The sequence below is a fragment of the Micromonospora sp. NPDC050187 genome (genome assembly GCF_044459745.1).
Taxonomy (GTDB): domain Bacteria; phylum Actinomycetota; class Actinomycetes; order Mycobacteriales; family Micromonosporaceae; genus Micromonospora.
The window spans coordinates 1-2,432 of record NZ_JBITJH010000056.1 but is presented as its reverse complement, the minus strand read 5'-3'; the positions used below and the strand labels follow the sequence as shown (position 1 = coordinate 2,432).

The 2,432-nt window shown below is 69.0% G+C and carries 2 protein-coding genes; both read left to right on the top strand.

Translation table 11 applies throughout. The annotated features are described in order from the left end of the window. Nucleotides 1–177 precede the first annotated feature (177 nt). Nucleotides 178–1,170: an alpha/beta hydrolase gene (locus ACIBJE_RS31560; RefSeq protein ID WP_396753929.1), complete on the top strand. Its 993-nt coding sequence runs from the start codon at nucleotides 178–180 to the stop codon at nucleotides 1,168–1,170. A gap of 179 nt (nucleotides 1,171–1,349) precedes the next feature. Then, nucleotides 1,350–2,432 (top strand): peptidoglycan DD-metalloendopeptidase family protein (locus ACIBJE_RS31555; protein WP_396753928.1); only part of this gene is annotated, 1,083 nt, incomplete at its 3' end.

Here is a 2,432-nt window from a genome sequence, read left to right as displayed (position 1 = left end):
ACCACCAACGACGTCTACGTCGGACTCTCCACCGGCACCACCTTCCAACCCGGAACCAAATGGCACGACTACTTCGGCCTCAACGGCGAAACCACCCTCTGAGACCGTCCCCAGTAGACGGACGATGCCGCGTCGTAGGTCCCGACCCTGCGGCGTGGCCCACCCGATGGAGGATCAATGGACAACATCCCCACCCGGCGCCCCCTGAGCCGCCGACGCCTGCTGGCCAGCGCGGCGGGCGCCACCGTGGCCGGCGCGCTCGCCGGACCGCTGCTGTCGTCGACGGCGGCGCACGCCGCGCGCGACGGCCAGGGCCTGCGCATCGTCGACCGGAACGAGAACGGCGGCCGGTTGCAGTACTACCGGTTCGCCACCGACGCCATCGAGTGGGACCCGGGCGTCAACGTCCTGCTGCCGGACGGCTACCACACCAGCGGCAAGCGGTACCCGGTGCTGTACCTGCTGCACGGCGGCGCCTCCGACTTTCGGCACTTCCACATGCACGAGAACATCATCAACCTGACCGCCGGCCGGGAGATCATCGTCGTCATGCCGGACGCCGCGACCGGTTGGTACTGCAACCCGGTGCACAGCAACACCGGTCCCCGTAACTGGGAGACCTTCCACATGGCCCAGCTCCTGCCGTGGATCGAGGCGAACTTCCGCACCTTCCCGGAGTACAACGGCCGTGCGGTGGCCGGCTTCTCGATGGGCGGGTTCGGCGCGTTGAAGTACACCGCGAAGTACTACGGGCACTTCTGCTCGGTCAGCTCCCACTCCGGCCCGGCCAGCCTGCGCCGCGACTTCGGCCTCGTCGTGCACTGGGCCAACCTCTCCTCGGCCGCCGTCGAACTCGGCGGGGGCACCGTGTACGGCGCGCCACTGTGGGACGAGGCGCGGGTGACCGCGGACAACCCCATGCAGCGGATCGAGAGCTACCGCAACAAGCGGATCTTCCTGGTCGCCGGCATCTCGCCCGACCCGGTCAACTGGTTCGACACCGTCAACGAGACGCAGGTGCTGGCCGGTCAGCGGGAGTTCCGGGGTGCCCTCGGCCGCGCCGGGATCCCGCACGAGTGGCACGAACGCCCCGGCGGCCACTTCTTCCGGCACGACATGTTCGTCCAGGACCTCAACGGGATGCTCGGACGCCTGCGCCGCGCCGGCTGACCTCCGCCCGACGACGCGCCGCCACGCACGCCCGGCGGCGCGTCGTCGTCGGCACGGCCACCGCCGCCGGGTCGCAGACCATCCGGCGGCTGTTCCGCACCCGCGCCCGACGAGCCCCGACCGGGGGCCGACGGCGCGCCACCCCACCCAGTCGAGTCTTCCCCTGACCGGAGTCACCCATGTCGAGGCTTTCGAGGAGCAGGGTGCGTCGCGTCCTGGCCTCCCTGCTCACCCTGGCGGCGGGCGTCCTGATCGGGGCGGTGGCGACACCGTCCCCCGCGCTGGCCGCACCGAACTTCAAGGCACCGTTCCCCTGCGGGCAGCGGTGGACCTACGGTCACCACAGCGCCGAGGTCCGCCTGGCCCTGGACTTCGTCCGGGCCGACGGAACCACCGCGGGTACGCCGCAGGTCGCCTCCGCCGCCGGGGTCGCCCGGCGGCACTCGCAACCCAGCGGCGCCGGCAACTACATCGTCATCGACCATGGCGGCGGGTGGACCACCTACTACTTCCACCTCAGCGCCTACTCCGTGCCCGACGGGGCGTACGTGCAGCAGGGCCAGCAGATCGGCACCACGGGCAGCACCGGCAACTCGTCCGGGGCGCACATCCACTACGAGCAGCTCTACAACGGCGTCGGACAGACGATCGTGATCAACGGGATGTCGTTGGCGCCCTACCCCGGCCAGTACCACCAGAAGTACCTGGTCAGCGACAACTGCGGTCCGTCGTCGGGCGGCCGTTACCTGGCGGGGTCGCCGACGGACTTCACCGGTGACGGACGCGACGACATCGTCACCTTCACCCAGGGCACCCTCAACGACGTCTACGTCGCCACCTCCACCGGCACAACCTTCGCCGGCACCTCCGTCAAGTGGAACGACTTCTTCGGCCTCAACGGCGAAACACTCCTCACCGGAGACTTCAACGGCGACAACAAAGACGACATCGTCGCCTTCACCCACGGCACACTCGCCGACGTCTACGTCGCCCTCTCCACCGGAACATCATTCACCGGCGGCCAAAAATGGCACGACTGGTTCGCCCCCCACCACGAAGTCGCCGCCGTCGGCGACGTCAACGGCGACGGACGCGACGACATCATCACCTTCACCCACGACACCAACGCCGACGTCTACGTCGCCCTCTCCACCGGAACATCCTTCACCGGCACCGCCGTCAAATGGCACGACTACTTCTCCATCACCGGCGAACACCCCGCCCTCGGCGACGTCAACGGCGACGGCAAAGACGACATCATC